The organism is Pseudomonas amygdali (assembly GCF_002699855.1).
GTDB classification, from domain to species: domain Bacteria; phylum Pseudomonadota; class Gammaproteobacteria; order Pseudomonadales; family Pseudomonadaceae; genus Aquipseudomonas; species Aquipseudomonas amygdali.
On sequence record NZ_LKBW01000057.1, the window covers coordinates 1 to 18,360 of the forward strand.

The 18,360-nt window shown below is 59.3% G+C and carries 11 protein-coding genes, 1 tRNA gene and 4 pseudogenes; 8 read left to right on the forward strand and 8 right to left on the reverse strand.

All coding sequences use genetic code 11. The features are described 5' to 3' along the window. Nucleotides 1-104 precede the first annotated feature (104 nt). Together AO277_RS06110 and AO277_RS06115 are read left to right on the forward strand one after the other, a co-directional pair. On the forward strand, nucleotides 105-794 hold the full coding sequence (locus tag AO277_RS06110) for a response regulator (protein WP_044317914.1): 690 nt from the start codon (nucleotides 105-107) through the stop codon (nucleotides 792-794). Between the two features lie 5 nt (nucleotides 795-799). Further along, nucleotides 800-1,965 (forward strand): annotated as a pseudogene (locus AO277_RS06115) (sensor histidine kinase). Between the two features lie 23 nt (nucleotides 1,966-1,988). Here AO277_RS06115 and AO277_RS06120 read toward each other — a convergent pair. Next, on the reverse strand, nucleotides 1,989-3,476 hold the full coding sequence (locus tag AO277_RS06120; protein WP_044317915.1) for a SulP family inorganic anion transporter: 1,488 nt from the start codon (nucleotides 3,474-3,476) through the stop codon (nucleotides 1,989-1,991). Nucleotides 3,477-3,867: 391 nt separating this feature from the next. Between AO277_RS06120 and mapR the strand changes: the two are divergent. Then, nucleotides 3,868-5,277 (forward strand): annotated as a pseudogene (mapR, locus tag AO277_RS06125) (GntR family transcriptional regulator MpaR). Nucleotides 5,278-5,843: 566 nt separating this feature from the next. After that, on the forward strand, nucleotides 5,844-6,107 hold the full coding sequence (locus tag AO277_RS29600) for a helix-turn-helix domain-containing protein (RefSeq protein ID WP_371411868.1): 264 nt from the start codon (nucleotides 5,844-5,846) through the stop codon (nucleotides 6,105-6,107). Between the two features lie 167 nt (nucleotides 6,108-6,274). On the opposite strand, the gene AO277_RS06140 is transcribed toward AO277_RS29600, so the two are convergent. Continuing rightward, nucleotides 6,275-6,350: transfer RNA gene (locus AO277_RS06140), tRNA-Asn, on the reverse strand. Nucleotides 6,351-6,862: 512 nt separating this feature from the next. On the opposite strand from AO277_RS06140, the pseudogene AO277_RS29605 reads away from it, so the two are divergent. Beyond that, nucleotides 6,863-7,732, forward strand: a pseudogene (locus tag AO277_RS29605) (HAMP domain-containing protein); the annotation flags it as partial. 318 nt (nucleotides 7,733-8,050) lie between these two features. Next, a pseudogene (locus AO277_RS29610) lies at nucleotides 8,051-8,593 on the forward strand (methyl-accepting chemotaxis protein); the annotation flags it as partial. A 41-nt stretch (nucleotides 8,594-8,634) separates the two neighbouring features. Here AO277_RS29610 and AO277_RS06150 read toward each other — a convergent pair. From AO277_RS06150 to AO277_RS06170, 5 genes are read right to left on the reverse strand one after another with little or no spacing between them, the layout of a single operon-like run. Next, the gene (locus tag AO277_RS06150; protein ID WP_044317917.1) at nucleotides 8,635-9,477 is read right to left on the reverse strand and encodes an energy transducer TonB; all 843 of its coding nucleotides are present in this window, start codon (nucleotides 9,475-9,477) and stop codon (nucleotides 8,635-8,637) included. Further along, complete coding sequence (gene tolR, locus AO277_RS06155) at nucleotides 9,474-9,920, reverse strand: protein TolR (RefSeq protein WP_044317918.1); 447 nt, start codon at nucleotides 9,918-9,920, stop codon at nucleotides 9,474-9,476. Before tolR ends, AO277_RS06150 begins: the two co-directional genes overlap by 4 nt. A gap of 9 nt (nucleotides 9,921-9,929) precedes the next feature. Continuing rightward, nucleotides 9,930-10,640, reverse strand: a complete 711-nt coding sequence (gene tolQ / locus AO277_RS06160) for a protein TolQ (protein ID WP_044317919.1) — start codon at nucleotides 10,638-10,640, stop codon at nucleotides 9,930-9,932. Between the two features lie 55 nt (nucleotides 10,641-10,695). Next, the gene (locus tag AO277_RS06165) at nucleotides 10,696-12,624 is read right to left on the reverse strand and encodes a phytase (RefSeq protein ID WP_044317920.1); all 1,929 of its coding nucleotides are present in this window, start codon (nucleotides 12,622-12,624) and stop codon (nucleotides 10,696-10,698) included. Between the two features lie 37 nt (nucleotides 12,625-12,661). After that, nucleotides 12,662-15,178, reverse strand: coding sequence for a TonB-dependent receptor (locus tag AO277_RS06170; protein WP_044317921.1), 2,517 nt, complete (start codon nucleotides 15,176-15,178; stop codon nucleotides 12,662-12,664). Nucleotides 15,179-15,701: 523 nt separating this feature from the next. Between AO277_RS06170 and AO277_RS06175 the strand changes: the two genes are divergently transcribed. Both AO277_RS06175 and AO277_RS06180 read left to right on the forward strand, forming a co-directional pair. Further along, nucleotides 15,702-16,616 carry a GGDEF domain-containing protein gene (locus AO277_RS06175; protein ID WP_044317922.1) on the forward strand — a complete coding sequence of 305 codons (915 nt, stop codon included), beginning with the start codon at nucleotides 15,702-15,704 and terminating at the stop codon, nucleotides 16,614-16,616. A 9-nt stretch (nucleotides 16,617-16,625) separates the two neighbouring features. Further along, nucleotides 16,626-17,663 (forward strand): AraC family transcriptional regulator, encoded by a 1,038-nt coding sequence (locus tag AO277_RS06180; protein ID WP_031596678.1) that lies wholly within the window; start codon nucleotides 16,626-16,628, stop codon nucleotides 17,661-17,663. A gap of 7 nt (nucleotides 17,664-17,670) precedes the next feature. Here AO277_RS06180 and AO277_RS06185 read toward each other — a convergent pair whose 3' ends face one another. After that, nucleotides 17,671-18,345, reverse strand: coding sequence for a response regulator transcription factor (locus tag AO277_RS06185; RefSeq protein WP_004665622.1), 675 nt, complete (start codon nucleotides 18,343-18,345; stop codon nucleotides 17,671-17,673). Between the last annotated feature and the right edge of the window lie 15 nt (nucleotides 18,346-18,360).

An 18,360-nucleotide genomic window follows, 5' to 3' on the forward strand; every position in this document is an offset into this window, starting at 1 on the left:
TCGGCGAAGGTCATTTGATTCATCATCGAAAAGCTCGGCGATTGGTGCCCGGAGATTTTGCCAAATCAGGAAGTCTTTTTCAGGATTTCCCAAGAGGCATTCTTGTGTCAGGAAAACGCATTCTGATCGTCGAAGACGATGCCGACAGCGCCAGCATTCTCGAGGCTTATCTGCGTCGTGACGGGTTCAGCGTAGGGCTGGCCGAAAACGGGCAGCGCGGTATCGACATGCATCGCCAGTGGAAACCCGACCTGATTCTGCTGGACGTCATGCTGCCGCTGGTCAGTGGTACGGACGTGCTGTCGGCGGTGCGCCGTTGCAGCGACACACCGGTGATCATGGTCACGGCCATGGGCGACGAACCGGAAAAGCTCGGCGCATTGCGCTACGGGGCTGACGATTACGTGGTCAAACCCTACAACCCCAAGGAAGTGGTGGCCCGTGTGCACGCGGTGCTGCGGCGCTCCCAGCAGAACGCCAGTAATGACCGCCATTTGCGTTACCAGAACCTGCTGGTGGACCTGAATGCAGTCACCGCCATCATTGAAGGACACGACGGCACAGACACACTGCTCGACCTGACACCCACCGAGTTCAAGATCCTTTCGACCTTGCTGAAAACACCCTACAAAGCCTTCACCCGCGAAGAATTGCTGGAAATCTGCCTGCCCGACAGCGAGGCGCTGGCCAGGGTTGTCGATGCGCACGTGCACAATCTGCGTCGCAAACTCGAAATTCACGGCGTGGATAATGTGCTGGTGACTGTCCGCTCTGTCGGCTATCGATTCAGGTGAGCCTCATGCGACGTTTCTTCAGACACCGGCAGAAACCTTTATGGCACTGGGTCGGCATGCGCATGAGCATGCTGGCCGTCGGCGCAGTCATCGTGATCGCGTTCTGCATGTGGCTGCACGTCACGGTGTCTGACTGGCTCACATTGCAGGCAATGCCAGCCGATGTGCGCACGGAGTTCATACGATTGCAGGCCGAACCTGCCATGGACATGGTCAAGCTTCGCGAGCTGTTCTTCGAGTATTACCCGATCGAAAACCTGCTGCCGGGCATCGCCAACAAGGAATGGTGGGTATTGGCAGCGCTGGTGATGATGGCCATCCCTATCATCATCTTTTTCGGCTTTTTGTTCTCCCGCCCGCTTTCCAGCCAGTTCTCTTCGATTGCCAGAGGCGCACGTCAGGTCGCCCAGGGCGACTTCAAGACGCGCCTGCCAATGAGCGACAAAGACCCGGACGAGCTACAGGCGCTGGTCAGCGACTTCAATACCATGACCACCCAGCTGGGCCGTTACGAACTGGAGGTCAGCGAGTCCAGCGCTATGATCGCCCATGAACTGCGCACGCCACTGAACGCGGCCATGGGGCGCATTCAGGGCATGATCGACGAAGTGTTCCCCCGCGATCTGGCACAACTGGAAATGGTCCACCGCCAGCTCAACCAGTTGAACAAACTGGTGAGCGATCTGCACCTTCTCTCGCTGGCCAGCTCACCCTGGACAAGACGGTATTTTCCCTTGAGAAACTGGTGGCCGAACGCCTGAGCTGGTTTGCCGCACAGCTCGATGAAGCGGGCGTTGTCGTGACGATCGACATCCCTCAACAACTGACCGTCAACGCCGACCGTGACCGGATCGGCCAGGTAGTCAATATTCTCGTCGATAATGTGCTGCGCTACTCGGCGATGGGCGGTGAACTGCTGATTGTCGGCAGGGCCCACGCACGGAGCATGGAACTGACCGTCTCCGACCGCGGGCCCGGCTTCGGCTCGGAAAACCTTGAGCAGGTGTTCGACCGTTTCTGGCGCGCCGAACGTTCGCGGGCGCGCTATTCGGGAGGCAGCGGCCTTGGCCTGTCCATCGCCCGGGCTATTTGCCTCGAGCATGACGGCACTATCGGGGTGCACAACAGGCCTGGCGGCAGGTCGGTGATCCGCCTGGAAATCCCGGCCTGATCCTGCTGACCCGAACCTGCGGATCAATGCCCCATCAACGAATCGATAGCGTCCGGTTTGTCGTGCACGCCAAACCGATCCACCAGCGTGGCCGTCGCCCGGTTCATACCTACAACGTCCACACTGATACCCGCCCTCCTCAGCTTGAGCACCACCTTGTCCAGCGCGGCAACCGCAGTGATGTCCCAGAAATGCGCCTCGCGCAGATCAATGGCGAGTGTTTCGACGTTTTCGCGCAGGTCGAAGGACGCCATGAAGCGCTCGGCAGAAGCAAAAAACACCTGACCGGTCACGTAATAAGTGCGGTGGCTGTGCTCGGGGTCGCGTTGCGAAGTGACGTCGAGATAACGGGCGATCTTGCTGGCAAAGAACATCGCGGCCAGCAGGGACCCCACCAGCACGCCATAGGCGAGGTTATGGGTGGCTACCACCATGATCACCGTCACGACCATCACGATATTGGTCGAGAGCGGGTACTGTTTAAGGTTGCGGATCGACTCCCAGCTGAACGTACTTATCGACACCATGATCATCACCGCCACCAGCGCCGCCATCGGAATACGCGCCAGCCAGTCGCCCAGAAACAGCATCATGATCAACAGCAGCAAGCCCGCGCTGAGGGTCGAGAGTCGTGTTCTGCCCCCCGACTTCACGTTGATCATTGATTGGCCGATCATCGCGCAACCGGCCATGCCACCGATCAGGCCACTGGCAATATTGGCAATGCCCTGCCCTCTGCACTCACGATTCCTGTCGCTGGTGGTATCGGTCAGATCGTCGACAATGGTTGCGGTCATCATCGACTCAAGCAGGCCCACCACCGCCAAAGCCGCGGAGTACGGCAGGATGATCAACAGCGTGTCGAGATTCAGCGCAACGTCCGGCCACATGAACACCGGCAGACTGTCAGGCATCGCGCCCATATCACCAACTGTTCGTACATCAAGGCCCATGTAAATGGACATTGCCGTGAGCAGCAGAATGCACACCAGCGGCGACGGCAGCAGCTTGCGCAGCAACGGCACGCACGGGAACAGATAGATAATTGCCAGGCCCGCCGCCGTCATGGCATAGACCGGCCAGGTCGCATGGGTCAGTTCTGGCAGTTGGGCCATGAAAATCAGAATCGCCAGCGCGTTCACAAAGCCGGTCACCACTGATCGCGAAACAAAGCGCATCAGCTCTCCGAGGCGCAAGTACCCGGCGATGATCTGCAACACGCCGCACAACAAAGTGGCCGCCAGCAAATACTGAAGACCGTGCTCTTTCACCAGGTTCACCATCAGCAGTGCCATCGCACCTGTGGCGGCGGAAATCATCGCCGGGCGGCCGCCCACGAAAGCAATGACCACACAGATACAGAACGAGGCGTAAAGCCCGACTTTCGGGTCTACCCCCGTGATGATGGAGAACGCAATGGCCTCTGGAATCAGAGCCAATGCAACGACAAGCCCGGCCAGAACATCGGCCCGGACGCTGGAAAACCACGTAGCTTTTATTTTTTCGAGCATGGAAATACCTGTATCGAACACAGCGGGACGCGCAGCAGCGAATGCCGGACGTACGTGTGCATCGGTTTTCGAATGAGTAGTGATGGAGGTGGCGGCGACCGTCAAACGGACACAGCGACAGGCGACCGCAGTCAGTGGCAGTCAGGGTGTGGCGAGGGGGCGAAGCGCTAAGGCGGCGTAGGCAGCCAGCTGGAACGGGACAAAAGTGATTCCTTCGATGGGCCGCAGGACGTGAGCATCATAGACCCATACGTTTGAGGGGTTCAAGACGCAGAGGCTAGCCCGACAGCGACACAGCGCAGCTGATATGCTTTTTCCAGGATAACTTGCCCCTGTTTGCAAGGGCGGTTTTAACTCATGATGCAGGCATCATTTGCCCCCGATGCCTTCTATGAAACGCTACGAAAAATTCGCCGCCGACATTTCGGAAATGATTCGCAGCGGCGTGTTGCCAGCAGGCGAGAAAGTCCCCTCCGTCAGGGTTGCCAGTCGCACCTATTCGGTGAGCCCCGCCACCGTCTTCAAGGCGTATTACCTGCTGGAAGACAAAGGCCTGATTCAGGCTCGTGCACGCTCCGGGTATTACGTGCGCGAGCATGCTGCCAATGCGCTGACCGAGCCTGAACTGGTCAGGCACATCAGCGAAGGCACCGAGCTGGGCGTCAGCGACCTGATTTTTTCCGTGCTTGGCTCGCTCAAGAACCCGGACACCGTTCCTTTCGGCTCGGCATTTCCCAGCCCGCACCTTTACCCATTGCCGCGCCTGGCCAAGTCGATGTCTTCAGCGGTGCGGGCGATGACGCCAGCGGGCATTGTCAGCGACATGACCACCGGGAACTCCGAACTGCGCCGCCAGATTGCTCTGCGCTACATGATCAGCGGCGTGCGCCTGCCCGCCGATGAACTGGTAATCACCAACGGCGCGATGGAAGCCCTGAATCTGTGCCTGCAATGCGTTACCGAGCCCGGCGACCTGGTCGCCATCGAAGCACCTGCGTTCTATGCCTGCCTTCAGGTGCTGGAGCGGCTCAAGCTAAAAGCCGTCGAAATCCCCGTGCATCCGCGTGACGGCGTGGACCTGGACTCTTTGCAGGACAGCCTGACACGCCTGCCGATCAAAGCCTGCTGGTTCATGAGCAGCTTCCAGAACCCGCTGGGCGCGAGCATGACCCAGGCGAAAAAACTCAAGCTCTACAACCTGCTGGAACGACAGCAGATCCCGCTGATCGAGGACGATGTGTACGCCGAGCTGTATTACGGCGCCAATGCACCCCATCCGGTCAAAAGCCTGGATCACAGCGGGCTGGTGATGCACTGCAGCTCGTTTTCCAAGACCCTGGCCCCCGGCTACCGTGTCGGCTGGGTGGCAGGCGGGCGTTATACCGAACAGATCAATCGGCTGAAACTGATGACCACCATTTCACCCTCTGTCCCCGCCCAGGCAGCGATTGCCGACTACCTCAAACATGGCGGCTACGACCGGCACCTGCGCAAATTGCGCGACACCCTCGAACTGCAACAGGGCGCGATGCTGGCCGCTGCCGCTCGTTATTTCCCGGCAGCGACACGCGTCACCCGCCCCGCTGGCGGGTACTTTCTGTGGTTCGAATTCCCCGAGCAAGTGGACTCGCTGCAGGTGTTCCAGATGGCCCTGGCCCAAGGCATCAGCCTGGCACCCGGCCCGATCTTCTCGGCCTCGTAGCGCTTCAAGAATTGCGCACGCCTGAACTACGGCACGCCCTGGGATGAACGCAGCGAGCAGGCCATGGCGATGCTTGGACGAATCATCGCGTCGTTCTGAAGTGTTTACGTTCGGCCCACGTACAACTGATCCGTATTTTTAAGCTATTTCTGAATCTGTACCAGAATCTGCCTGCGCAGGATAATGGCCACGCATTAAAACGCGCAGGACAACCGTCATAGACCGGAACCTGCGACTCGTTACAGACAGATCGATCAGCAGGAGACGCTCATGGGCAAGCTCGGACTTTCATTGATAGGTTTTTTGTTGCTGGCGATAGCGGTGGGTTTGCTGGGGACTATTTCGCCGTATTGAGCATTGATTATCGCCGTGATACTCATCGCTCACGGTTATACACACGTCCTGATGACTATCGCGCCCATGCTGCGCATTGGCGCGATAGTCTGCTCCAGACTCGTTCAGCAGCCGATTAATTAGTTTTCTTCGTATACCCTCGCCGATTTACCCGTCTAGTCTTGCCACTGCCTCAACTGGTTTATGCACCCCGCGGTTTTATAAATAGTGCTGATCCGCTGCTTCTGGAAACCGAGCAAATCATTCGCCATGCCAGACCCGGGCTGACGGCTGAAGAGCTCGCCAAAATGTTGAATCTGAGCGAGCGGACAATGCATCGACGATTCAAGAAATTACCCAATGAGTCGCCTGAAGAGCTCATTACCCGAGTGAGGATAGAAACGGCTTGCGTCCTCCTCCAGACACCGGGAGCCAGCATTAAACAAGTGGCACTCAAGTGCGGCTACAACGAGGATACCTCGTTCCGACGGGCTTTCATTCAACTTACCGGGATGACGCCTGCGGATTACAAGCGCAGGTCTAAAGCGCAGTCCTCCGATGCGAGCGGATCAACGACGCGTTCGGTGCAGACGTAAGATTCATTTCTGGTACTGGAGGCGATTTAAAAACTACTCAAGGTGTTTTCTCTGCCAAGTCCATGAATTGTCGCGTTGCCAGTGCTCGGCGCCAAAACTAAAAAACCCGCCAGAAGGCGGGTTTTCGGTGTTTCAAAGATTTTTAAAGTCTTCTCTGAAACCTTGTCTGGCTCCACGACCTGGACTCGAACCAGGGACCCAGTGATTAACAGTCACTTGCTCTACCAACTGAGCTATCGCGGAATGAGCGCTATGTTACTGATTAGGAAAAGGAAGTCAAGCGAGGGACTGAAAAATTTTCTGCGTTGCGGCTTGCGCGATATCGGTTGTTCCTGATGACCCACGGGAGAATACCTCTAGTGCCTTGTGCGACGCTGGACGCAGCCGATCGTACTGAAGTTGGCACTTTTGTCACATCAAGAAATATCTATCCCGGTCGACACCTGAGTCAGGTAATTCCTTTCCTACGGATCAGGTATAACAAAAAAATGGCCTCGCTCAAGACAGTACAAGCTCGCTACACCGCAACCTTCGTAGGATTCATGGCGCTGGTCGTTGTTCTGACGGTTTATGGCATCGGTCAGTTCGTGTCCCCCAGGCTTACGGCCAACGATGAAAACATGCTGACCGCCAAGGCGGCAGACATCAGCGATGAGATCAAGACCGAGTTGGCGCGCGTACAGGCGCAGGCGCGGGTGATCACCGAGCTGGTGCCGCAGCTGTCCAGTGACGATATCGACCGCTTGCTGCCGTTCATGGTCAACCAGTACGGCGAAGCCAAGGTATTCGGCGGCGGGATCTGGCCTTTGCCGAACGTGCGCACGCCCGGTCGTGCCAAGCACAGCACCTTCTACCACCGCGATGCGTCGGGAAAATTGATCGTCAACACCCATTGGAACTCGCCTGAGTCGCTCAACTATTTCGAACAGGGCTGGCACAAAGGCGGCTTGAACTCCCCTGCTGGCCAATGCGCCTGGGCGCCCGCCTATCAGGATGCCGCCAGCCCGGAACCGCGCACCAACTGCGCCATGGCCATTACCAAGGACGGACAGCCTTGGGGCGTGTCGACCATCGACGTGACGCTGGGCTTCTTCAACAAGCTGGTTGAAGCCAAAGAGCAGGAAGTCCATGGCCGGATCATGATCATTGAGGCCGATGGCAAGATTCTGTCCAACGTGCCGGGCAGCAGCGACAAGATCGTGCTGCGCAACGTCTCCGAACTGGCGGCGCAATCGCCGTTCATCAATGGCATCAAGTCGGCACTCGCCGTCAAAGGTACTGGCACCTCGCGTCTGACTTACCAGAACAGCGATGGCGAGGAGTCAACCCTGTTTCTGATGCCGGTTGCTGGAACGCCCTGGTTGCTGGCCGTTTCGCAAAACACCGATCTGCTGAAAAGCCAGAGCGAAACCGTCCTAAAGACCCTGGCCTGGCTGCAGATCCCGATGGTTCTGGTGCTGCTGGTGCTGATGATCGTTGCGTTGCGCACGCTGATGAACCGTCTGGGCGTGCTCAAAACCAACATCGACACGCTGTCGGCCGGTGACGCCGATCTCACCCGGCGCATTGCCGTCAAAGGGCACGATGAAGTGGATCAGGTGGGTGAGTCGGTCAACAACTTCATTGCCTACCTGCAACGCATGATGCTCGACGTCAGCAGTTCCACCAGCGAGATTGCCAGCGGTATCGAACAACTGCGCAGTCAGGCGGGCGTTACCAGTGCCATTCTGATCCGTCACGCCAACGAAACCGATCAGGCCGTTACTGCGATCACCGAGATGTCCTCCACCGCGGACGAAGTGGCCCGCAGCGCGGCGCAGACCGCAAGCTTCACGCAGTCGGCCAACGAGAACGCTCAGGTATCGAAAACCGTTGTTGCGGACGCTTCTGACAGCGTGAATGCACTGATCAGCGAGGTCGATTCGGCCACCAGCAAAGTGCAGTCGATGGAGCAGGACGCCAAGCGCATCAACGCGGTGCTGGCGGTGATTGGCGAAATCGCCGGGCAGACCAACCTGCTCGCACTTAACGCCGCCATTGAAGCCGCGCGCGCCGGCGAACAGGGTCGTGGCTTTGCGGTCGTGGCCGATGAGGTGCGCGCCCTCGCCGCTCGCACCCAGGCCAGCACGTCGGAGATCAACGAAATGCTCGGCAGCCTGCAACAAGGCGTCAGCGCAGCAGTAGCCGCGATGGAAAAAACCCGCCAGAGTTGCCAGACCACGGCAGGCAAAACCACTGCCGTAACAAGCGGCCTGGACGACATGACTCGCTCGGTTCTGCAGATCAACGACCTGAGCACGCAAATCGCCACAGCGGCCGAGGAGCAAAGCGCGGTGTCAGAGGAAATCAGCCGTAACATCATTGCCGTTCGGCACATCGTCGAAGAGCTGGTCGAAGGCGGCTCCAGTAACGAACGCAGCACCGCTGCCCTTTCCGAGTCCAACACTCGCCTGATTGCGCTGGTACGGCGCTTCAAGGTCAGTTAAAACCTGTGCGGGCCTGCCGCAGCTTGCGTCAGGCCCGCTGTCTATTTGATCCGGTAGTGGAAAGTATTCTTCACCCCGGACACGGTCACTGCCCTGCCCTCGACAACCCGTGGCTGATAACGAAAGGTTTGCGCTGCGGCCAGTGACGGACGGATGAACAATGGATGGCACGCACCCTGCACTTGCGGGTTGACCACCGTGCCTTGCGGCGACACGTCGTAGACCACCGTGCAATCACCCTCGATGCCTTTGTCCAGAGCCCGTTCGGGATAGTCCGGAGCCTCCTTGCTGAGTGGCTGATACTGGCTGCTGTCAGCGGCGGCCTGCTGTTGTGCTGATTGCTGCGCCTGGCGGGCGCGCTCGGCAGACTGACGCGCCTGTTCGGCCTGACGTTGTTGCTCAACCTGCTGAAGTTGCTGCTCGGCCAGCCGCTGCTGTTCCTGGCGCTTTTGCTGCTCGGCTTCGTGCAGGCGCTGAACGCTCTGTTGCTGTTCACGCTCGCGCTTTTGCTCGTCAACGCGCTTGCGTGCCAACGCCGCCTGTTCGACCTGGCGCTGCGGCTCTGCCTGCGGTTTTGCAGCTTCTACCGGCTGGGTGATCGGCAGCGAGGCCGGTGCAGGTGGCGGCAGCTGAAAAGGCTCGACAACCGGCGCAGCGGCGACTGGAACCGGCTCAGGCGCTGGCGGCAAAATCACTAATTGCGTGGTCAGGGTTCTGCTCTGTGCGGGCGGTGCTTCGTGCGGGCTCCAGCCGAACATAAGACCGCCCAGCAGCACGCCATGCAATGCCAGCGCGATGGCAGCGGCCAGGCCATTGCTGCGCAGCCAGGGCCCATTCACCCATTCGCGGCGCGGCGGGTGGTAATCGAGGGCCAGGGTGTTCATTGCGGGGCCTCGGTCACCAAGCCCAATTGCGTTACGCCACTGCGTTGCAGCGCCGCCATGGCGGCGACTACCCGGCCATAATCAGCCTTGTCATCGGCACGGATGAACACTTGCGTGTCCTTGCGCTCGGCAACCAGTCGGGCGATGCGCTCCTGCATGTCTTCAAGGCTCGCAGCCTGATCGGTCTGCGTTTGAGTATCGACCGTGTCGCCCAGGTTCCAGTAGTAGCCGCCCTGCGCCTTGACGGACAGGGTCACGATGCGCTGCCGGGTATCGCTGGCGAGTGCTTCGCTGGCCACTTTGGGTAACTCGATTTTCACCCCTTGGGTCAGCATCGGTGCCGTGACCATGAAAATCACCAGCAGCACCAGCATCACGTCGATGTAGGGCACGACATTCATTTCGGCTTTCGGGCCATGTTTGCGTTGTGGTTTGACCAGCATGACAAGTCCTCAGGCCGCAGCGGCCATGTTGCGGGTCAGGCCTTGCAGGGTGCGGTTCAGGCGCACCTGCAGTTCATTGCCGAAGCTGTAGTAACGGGCCGTGAGCGTCTGGCCACGCGCGGCAAAACGGTTGTAGGCGATAACGGCAGGAATGGCGGCGAACAGGCCGATGGCCGTGGCAATCAAGGCTTCGGCAATACCCGGCGCGACCGTCGACAGTGTGGCCTGCTGCACTTGAGACAGGCCGATGAAGGAATTCATGATCCCCCAGACCGTGCCGAACAGGCCGATGTAGGGGCTGACCGAGCCGACCGTAGCGAGAAACTGCAGGCCTTTTTCCAGTTGCAGCTCCTGCTCGCTGATCGCGACCTGCAATGCGCGTTCGACGCCTGACAGCACTACGTCAGGCTCGATGCCGGGACGTGGCTTGAGTTGCACGTACTCGGCATAACCGGCGTTGAAGACGCGCTCGATACCGTCAGCGCCCTCTTGAGCCGAACGGCTGTCGGAGTACAGCGGTGCCAGCTCGGCTTCACCGCGAAAGCGCTGCTGAAACGCATCCAGTGTCCGCTCGTAATGGCCCAGCGCAAGACTGCGCTGGATGATCAGGTACCAGCTGACCAGCGAAGCGAGTAACAGAATCAGCATCACGGCCTTGACCAGCAGGCTGGCATCGCTGATCAGGCCCCAGATAGTCATGTGTTCGAGGGTGGCGTGCATCGTGGTAGTCCTCTGTAATGGAACGAATGATTAGCACCGCTTGATGACAAACGACTTACGGCAGCTTCAAGGTTTTCATCACCTCGGCCCACGGCACGAACTTGAAGTTCTGCGCCTGCTCGGGCATGCGTTTGCGCCCGTCCTGCACCACCAGCATGCCTTTGCTCCAGGGACCGCCGAGGTTCATGGAGGTCACTTCGATGCCGTCGGTTTCCGAGGTACCGTCAATCCCCGCGTTCGCGTTGAGACCGACCCGAAAAGCGCCGCGCAGTGCGTAAGGCGGCTCGGCATCGACCACCACGTAGCTGTCGTTGCCCTGACTGGAGATCACCAGATAGTCGTGCTTGTCACTCTGATACAGCGCCAGCCCCTCGACATCGGCATGCACCGCCTCGCCCACCTTGATCACACTGGAAAGCGTCGCAGGCTGATCCGCCCGCGCATCGACTTCCCAGACGCCAACGTCCTCTTCACCGAGAAACAGGCGTTGACGCTGGTCATCGGCCACGCAGCCTTCCGGCTGGGTGTCGACCTTGAAGCGGCGTACCAGCTCGCCTTTTGCCTTACCGTCGGACGCGCTGAGCCGATACTGGAGAAAGCTGCCGTCTTTACCGTTGGCGAAGGCGTACAGCTCGCCACTGGCAGGTTTGAACAGGCAGACGCCATAGATTTCCGCCAATGGTGTGGGGATCTCTCCCGCTTCACGAATGACGCCGCTGGTCCGGTCGATGCTGAACAGGCTCAGGCTGTTGTGATCCCGGTTACTGGCTACCGCCAGGTCGACAGTCTTCTTGCCGAGCATGAAGCCTGGGCGTAGATCGACGTTGTTCAGGCGGCCTACCGGTAATTCCTGCAGCTGCTTGCCAGTCAGGTCATAAGCCAGCAGGCCCTGCTTTTTGTTGGTGCCCAACACGCGACTGAGCGCCGGATTTTTCGGGTGGACCCAAATGGCCGGGTCGTCGGCGGCGTCACCCTGACGCCCGACCGGCTGGCTCTGACTCGCCGCCATGACAGTCGGCAACGGCTTGGCGTTATTCACCGGTTTGGGCGACCAGCTCAGTTCCCCCTGATACAGGCGCTCGCCGTCATTGTCGTTAACCAACACCTGCAAGCTGTTCTTGCTCTCACGCACAGAAAGCCCTTCCGGCTTTTTCAGGCTCATCAGCGACAGATCGGCCACCGGCGTCCAGTTCTCCAGCGATTCCTGCTGCTGATAGAGATGCAACGCCTTGCCTTTCGGGTCCAGCGCCAGCAAACCGCCCGGAACAATGGCCATTGCCCCCGCCGCCTGTTTCAAATCGCCAAACGGTTCGCGCAGAGCCACAGGCTGACGCGCGACCTCAGCCTCGGGGTGCGCCGGATAAGCCCACCAACCGATGTTTTGTTCATTGACGAACAACCTGTGCGCAGCGTCATCGACCTGACAAAACTCGGCTTTGGGTGGTAGCGGCAGGTTGCGCACCAGGCGTGGCGCGTCGTTCAGTCGATTATCTGCGCCAATCAGCCATTGTTCGCCCTTGCCCTCCTCGCCCACCAGAAACACAAACAGGTTGCTGGCGTCATCGCGGTACAGGCACAGACCGGCCACTGAATAATCGCGTGCGGGCAGATAAACCGGCTTTGACCAGTGTGCTCCGGTCGGATCGAGCTGGGTCAGCATGGCCTGCTGGCGGGCATTATCCAGCGTTGCAATGAGCACACTTGAGCCTGTAGTAAGGCTGTCGACCCCTTGGAACGACCCCGGCATTTTCGCCAGCTCGCGGCCCTGCTCATCCAGCAGCAACAGACCGGCCTTGACGCTCGCGGCCAGGCGGCGGGTGCCGTCACTGCCCGGCAGAAAGCTCGCCGATTGAGCCTTGAACGAAGCATTTTCAGCCCAGCGTGTCAGGTTCAGGTCCATCGGCGGCGAAGCGTGCGCAGCCCCGGCCGCAAGACAAAGCAGTAGCGCCAGGCACGCTGGCTTGGGTGATAACGAAATGATCATGAACGGTTGAATCCTTTGAATGAGCGCGTCAGGTAGATCAGAAGTGAGTGAAGGTCAGGCCGACTTTGTAGGTCGGGCCGTATTCTTCGTACTGGCCGTTGTAGGCGCGATGACCGCTGTAGACGAAATACGGCTGATCGGTGAGGTTCTGCGCCTCGAAGCTGACCTTGAGGTTCTTGGTCAGTGAATAGCGGGCGCTGAAATCGACGAAAGTCTGCGCATCCACGTACTGGTCGTGGTCCTTGTCGCCGATCGACGCCAACTCGTAGAGATAGGCCGATTTGTAGTTGGCGGACAGACGCAGACTCAGCTTGTCGTTCTCCCAGCCGAGCATGACGTTACCGACGGTTTTCGACTGGCTGGGCAGGTCGATGTCGCGCTTGCGGTTGGTGCCGGTGCTCTGGTCGAAACCGTTGATGCTCGCGTCGGAACGGCTCAACGTGGCGTTGGCGCCCAGCAGCAGACCGTTCCATGGCGATGGCAGCCAGTCGAGCTTTTGCGAATAGGCCAGTTCCAGGCCATAGAGCTTGGCCTTGTCGCCGTTGGCGTAGGTGTTGGCTTCGGAGAAGTTCGCCCACTGCCCGGTGCCCGCCAGGTCGGTGTTGTAGACGAAATTCTGGATGTCCTTGTAGAACACGAACGCCGACACCGTCCCCGCTCGGCCCATGAAGTGTTCGATGCCCAGGTCAAGGTTGCTCGACTCCAGCGGCTTCAGATTCGGGTTACCGAAAGAGGCTTCGTCATCGTCGATCACAAAGCCCGGCGCCAGTTGCCCGAACGTCGGGCGCACCACGGTTTTGGTCCAGGCGGCGCGTAACTGGGTGCTCTTGTCGATCTGATAACGGGCATGCAGACCTGGTAACCAGTGGTGATAGCGGCGGTTGGTGGTACTGGACTCGAATGCCCCATCGCGCACGCCAGTTCCTTTGGCGTCCATCTCCGTGCCCTCGTAACGCAGACCGGCGATGAAGCGCCATTTATCGACATCCAGCGTATTCATGAAGTAACCGGCATTGATGTCTTCGTTGATCTTGAAGTCATTGGCCCGGCTTTCCGACGCGTCGTAGGCGTCGGCGGCGTTCAGGCCGCCGATCAGGCCCTTGACCGCAGTGGGACTGATACCGCTGCCGAAATTGCCCAGTCGATAGTCGATGGTGCCTTTCTGGAACTGTGTCAGGTTGAGTTGCTGATCGCTGAAACCCTGATCATCGAAATCGTCGTATTTCCAGACTTCCAGATCGTTGCTTTTGTCGCGTCGGCTGACCTTGCCGCCAAACTTGAACTGCGAGGCATAGCCCTTGAAGTCGTAATCGCGGGCCAGGTCGAGGCGCACGTTCTTCTCGGTGTCTTTGGTGTACTGCTTTTCCCGGTCGACCTTGTCCAGAGTAAAGTTCGAATTGTCGTAGAACGAGGGATCGATGATGGGCCTTGGCTTGTCGCGGTCGTAGAAACCGGTGTCGGCAAAATCATCGTTGCCCACGAATGTGGCCCCGGCAATATGGCTAGGGCTGTCTTCACTGGACTCGCTGTAACCGGCCTGGCCGCTGAGCGTCCACAGGCCGACCATACGTTCGCCACCGAACACGTAGGACTGGATTTCCTGAGTTTCGGTGCGCGCCTTGAGCTTGCGCGTGCCCTCGGCATCGCCGGTCTGCCCTGCGCTCTGGGCATTGGCAAATTCGAAACCGTTGGTGGTGCGCACCTCATCATCCTTGAAACGGCTGTACAGGGTGCGCAGGTAGTATTTGCTGAGGTCATCGGGTTTGTAATCGAAGTTAAGACCACCCCCGGTGCGCTCGCGGCTGATGTCGTAGTCGCGTTGTTCAAACGATTGCAGTCGCGAGCCGTCCCAGTCTCCGCCGGTCTCGACGTTGTCGGAGCCGAAATCACGCTTCTGCCAGCTCAGTGCTGCCGCCACACCGAAGTTGTCGATGCCGTCGCCAAGGCTGAAACGATTGCTCGCCGCGCCAGAAAACTTGGGGCTGGTCTGGTGGGTGTTCTTGTCGTAGCTGGCTTCGCTGCTGCCGGTGTAGAACAGCCCTTTGTGGTTGAAGGCAGAGAGACTTTCGACATCGACTGTACCGCCCAGCGAGTTGGCGTCCATGTCCGGGGTCAGGGTTTTGATCACTGACAGTGACTGCACCAGTTCGGCAGGCAGCACATCCAGCGCTACGGCGCGTCGGCCACTTTCCGGGGCAGGCACCAGCGTGCCGTTGATGGTCACGCTGTTGAGGTCAGGCGCCAGTCCCCTGACGGTGACAAAGCGCCCCTCGCCCTGATCGCGCTCGACGCTGACGCCCGGCATGCGTTGCACTGCTTCGGCGACGTTCTGGTCCGGTAACTGCGCAACACCGTCGGCATGCACCACGCTCTTGATGCTGTCGGAGCTGCGTTGCTCCTTGAGCGCGTTGTCGATACTCGCCGCCTGCCCGACCACTTGCACGTGCTCGGTGGTATCGGCTTCGGCCGCCTGTAAACGTTCGCTGGCAATGGCAAATGCCAGCGCGCTGAGTGTGAAGCCGACCAGTTGAGCCCTGCTGCGACGCCTGTGCATGTTAAGTCCTCCCCCATAATCCCGACAGGCCAGGCAAATGACCCGGCAACTGGAGGCGCAAGCTAGAGCCGCGCAGTGACGGTTCTGTGACAGGTAACGGGCGCAGGGGCTGGAAACAGCGGGTTTGAGGGTGATTTGGCAGGCAAATGAGCTGATTTGACTTTCAGGCGGGGCTGGCCGGAATCAAAAGCCGATGTGCGTATGACTCTCGTACCAACGCTCCGCGTTGGAACGCAGTTCGTGACGCTCTGCGTCGCCAGTGCCACCGTGATCGAGAAGCACGTATGGCGACCTCCTGCAGACGCATCATGACATTGTGCTGCTCCGGAGACTTGTGACGCAAAGCGTCACGAACCGCATGCATTCGGCAGGCGAACCAGCCGGGTGGCGGTCAGGCGCGTAGAAAAAACCTGCAACACACGTGAGCTGATTCGACCTTTCGCGGTCCGCGTTACCCGTCACCGAAGTGTCATGTACATCTGTTCTGCTGGCCGATAACCAGCAGCTCGGGAGCCGTCTTTTCATGTTCAGGATCATCCAACCCCATCGCTGGAAACTCGCTGCGTTGATGGTCGCTTCCAACCTGGGCCTGCTGGCCTTTCTGGCATTTGGCAACGTCAAACAGGTCAGCGAATGGCAATGGCTGGACATCGTCGGCGAAGGCGGCTCCGCGCTGCTGTCGCTGGTCTGGCTGTTTCTGGTGTTCAAGAGCCGACCAGCCGGTCGGGTCACCAATTACCTGTCGACAGGCCTCAGCTGTGTGTTCTTTTCCTGGTGGATCGACGCGCTGGATGAGTTCATTCGCCTGCCCAGCCACATCCAGTGGGGTCACTGGCTGGAATCCGGACCGATGCCAATCGGCCTTATCCTGCTGACCCTCGGTATCTATCACTGGCATCGCGAGCAACTGGCGATCAGCGCGCAGATGGAAAAGCGCGAGCGTGGCTTTCGTGAGCATCGGCTTTACGACAAGCTCACACCGCTGGGCAGCGCCGACTATCTGAAACGCCAACTGGTTGTCAGCCTTGAAGAAAGCCTCTGCCAGCAGCAACCGTTGTCGCTGGTGGTACTGGATGTGGATGACTTCAGCGCGATCAATAACGCATTCGGTCATGCCGAGGGCGATGAGGTTCTATCGGCGCTCAGCCATCTGTTGGTACTCAATTTGCGCCGCCAGGACCTGCTCTGCCGTCTGGCGGGCGACCGGTTTGTGTTGTTGTTGCCCAATACCGGAGAGAGTCAGGCGAAACTGCTGGCGCTGGAGCTGCAACAGGCGGTTGCCAGCCTGGCGCACAAGACTCGGCAACAAGGTGAACGCATTCAACTGTCGGCCAGCGTGGCGGTGGTCATGGCCCTCAATGAAACGCCGGACAACCTGCTGCGTCGCCTCAACCTGTCGCTGGCCCGCGCCCGACGTCCCCTGACCCGTACTGCCTGAGCGACTGCCGTGACTCTCAAAAGTGACTGGTACGAAGCCGACAGCCGCTTCATCCCCGGCCATTACCAGCCGGCTACGCTGATTGATCTGGCCTTGTCGCGCGGGATCGACAGCCATCGCCTGCTCAAAGGCACAGGCCTGTTCTACGAAGACATCGTTGCGGGCAAGACGCGGCTCAGTGCGCAGCAATTCTTCGTTCTGATCGGTAACGCGCAACGCCAGATGGAAGCCGACGACACCAGTTTCCTGTTCGGCCAGCGACTGTTTCCCGGCCATTACGGCGCCGCAAGCCATGCGCTGCGTCATGCGCAAAACCTGCATCAGGCGCTGGAAATCCTCATCCACCAGCATGCGCTGCTCAGCCCGCTGCTGACGCCGCGTCTGGAGCTGGATGAGCATTTTGCCTACCTTTACTGGCTGGACAGTTGCGGCGCTGGCGAACAGCAACGCTTCCTGCTGGAGGCCGGTATGACTGCACTGGTCGCGATGAGTCAGTTGCTCAGCGGGGAACGGCTGCCGTGGGAATGCAGTTTCTGTCACGAGGAACCGCGCTACATCGAACAATACTGGGTGCATCTGGGCGAGAACACGGCATTTCGCCGCCCGCTGGACATGATGCGCCTGCCCCGGCATTACCTCACCCGCGCGTGGCCAGGCGCATCACCCATCGCCGTGCAGGTCGCACAACAGGAAGCCGCCGGGCAACTCGCTGCGCTGGGTATGCCATTCAGCCTGCTGGACCGGTTACACCAGCACCTGCGTGACAACGTGCGCCAGGCTACCAGCCTGGAACAGGTTGCAAATGCCTTCGCCATGAGCCCGGCTACGCTGAAGCGCAAGCTACACAAACACGGCACCAGCTTTCAGGCCCAGCACGACCTGGCGCGCAAGCATGTCGCGCTGTACCTGTATCAGATCAAGGGGCTGAGCAACGAGGCTGTGGCGGACTACCTGAACTTCAACGATCCGGCCAACTTCCGCCGCTCGTTCAAACGCTGGACCGGCAGTACACCGACCTTGATCCAGCGCCTGTTCAATTTCGACTGAGCAGGCTTCAGCGCTGTACACACAACTTGTAACCCAGGCCATGAGCGGTATGCAGCAACGGCGTCTCGTGGTCGCCGTCCAGCACCCGCCTAAGGATATGAATGTTGCTGCGCAGGCTACTGCTGTTCGGGGCATCACGCCCCCAAAGCACTTCTTCCAGCTCGGATCGCTTCACGATATGGGGACTTTTGCGCATCAACAATTCCAACAGCTTCATGTTGGTCGGGTTGAGCTTCAAAGGCACACCGTTGCGGGTTATCTCAAGGGTATCCAGATCGAAGTGCAGGTCAGCGACCACCATCACCCGGTTATCCTTGCGCTGGCGTCGGCCCACCACCGCTTCGACCCGGGCGAGCACCTCGGACATTGCAAACGGTTTGGTGATGTAATCATCGGCACCCACCTTGAAGCCGGTAAGACGGTCATCCAGCTCATCCCGCGCACTGAGCATCACAATGGCGACTTCGGACTTCGAATACTGGCGCAGACTGCGGCAAATCTGGTTGCCGTCAATGCCCGGCAACATGATGTCGAGGATGATCGCGTCGAAGCGCTTCGAGGCCGCCAGGTGCAGCCCGCTCAGGCCGTCCAGCGCACCTTCTACCGCGTGCCCCCTGAGTTCGAAGAATTCCAGCAGGTTATCGTGAATGTCACGGTGGTCTTCAATAACCAGAATGTTCATTGCAGCGCCTTCTTG

Excerpts from the sequence above, each read along its gene's own strand:
- AO277_RS06185 (WP_004665622.1), bottom strand. The coding sequence starts at position 18,345 with ATGAACATTCTGGTTATTGAAGACCACCGTGACATTCACGATAACCTG.
- AO277_RS06165 (WP_044317920.1), bottom strand. The coding sequence starts at position 12,624 with ATGATCATTTCGTTATCACCCAAGCCAGCGTGCCTGGCGCTACTGCTT.
- AO277_RS06150 (WP_044317917.1), bottom strand. The coding sequence starts at position 9,477 with ATGAACACCCTGGCCCTCGATTACCACCCGCCGCGCCGCGAATGGGTG.
- tolR (WP_044317918.1), bottom strand. The coding sequence starts at position 9,920 with ATGCTGGTCAAACCACAACGCAAACATGGCCCGAAAGCCGAAATGAAT.
- tolQ (WP_044317919.1), bottom strand. The coding sequence starts at position 10,640 with ATGCACGCCACCCTCGAACACATGACTATCTGGGGCCTGATCAGCGAT.
- AO277_RS06120 (WP_044317915.1), bottom strand. The coding sequence starts at position 3,476 with ATGCTCGAAAAAATAAAAGCTACGTGGTTTTCCAGCGTCCGGGCCGAT.
- AO277_RS06175 (WP_044317922.1), top strand. The coding sequence starts at position 15,702 with ATGTTCAGGATCATCCAACCCCATCGCTGGAAACTCGCTGCGTTGATG.
- AO277_RS29600 (WP_371411868.1), top strand. The coding sequence starts at position 5,844 with ATGCATCGACGATTCAAGAAATTACCCAATGAGTCGCCTGAAGAGCTC.
- AO277_RS06170 (WP_044317921.1), bottom strand. The coding sequence starts at position 15,178 with ATGCACAGGCGTCGCAGCAGGGCTCAACTGGTCGGCTTCACACTCAGC.